Source organism: Acinetobacter rongchengensis, assembly GCF_003611475.1.
In the GTDB taxonomy this organism is placed as follows: domain Bacteria; phylum Pseudomonadota; class Gammaproteobacteria; order Pseudomonadales; family Moraxellaceae; genus Acinetobacter; species Acinetobacter rongchengensis.
Window position 1 is genome coordinate 1 of record NZ_RAXT01000237.1, and the last position, 238, is coordinate 238.

Sequence of the window (238 nt, forward strand, 5' to 3'; positions counted from 1 at the left end):
CGTGATCAGGAATTCTTTGTCTGCGTCTGTATGTTGTTCTATTTCAGGGTGTTCGGTGAATGTAAACCAGTATCCGACCTGAGCATCTCGGACTGTGCTGTGTGCTGTGAATTGTTTGGCTTGTGAGTTGTGGTATTGACTCAGGTTGTGGTTGAGTTTTTCGAGTTGGCTGTTGCCTGCTCGGCTCACGCCATCTTCTCCATTCAGGTCGGGGATCCATGCAGGGCTGTAATACCAG

General features: G+C 49.2%; 1 protein-coding gene. It reads right to left on the reverse strand.

The genetic code is table 11. The annotated features are described in order from the left end of the window. On the reverse strand, positions 1-238 hold a 238-nt coding region (locus tag D7V20_RS19700), incomplete at both ends, for a contractile injection system protein, VgrG/Pvc8 family (RefSeq protein WP_147395839.1).